The organism is Pseudomonas sp. AC463, assembly GCF_979253585.1.
In genome coordinates, this window is record NZ_CEEDDZ010000369.1 from 1 (window position 1) to 314 (window position 314).

Here is a 314-nt window from a genome sequence, read left to right on the forward strand (position 1 = left end):
TGCGTTTACCGTGCGCGATACCGGCATCGGCATTCCCCCGGAGCATGTCGAGCGTCTGTTCGAGGCGTTCCAGCAACTCGACGGCAGTTCGACGCGCCAGTTCGGCGGCACCGGACTCGGCCTCGCGATCGTCCGCGCCTTTTCCGATGCGTTCGGCGCGACGGTGACCGCGACCAACCGGCCGGGTGGCGGCGCGATCTTCAGCGTGGCATTCCAGTCGGCATGATCCTGATCGTGGATGACGAGCCGCATGTCCGGCGGCTGCTCGCGGCGATCCTGTCGCGCGGCGGGTACGAGGTGGCGGAGGCGGGCGA

Annotated in this window: 1 protein-coding gene; it reads left to right on the forward strand. The window is 68.8% G+C overall.

All coding sequences use genetic code 11. The annotated features are described in order from the left end of the window. Positions 1-226: ATP-binding protein (locus AC0IYH_RS30570; protein ID WP_471837909.1), on the forward strand; the 226-nt coding region annotated here is incomplete at its 5' end. Between the last annotated feature and the right edge of the window lie 88 nt (positions 227-314).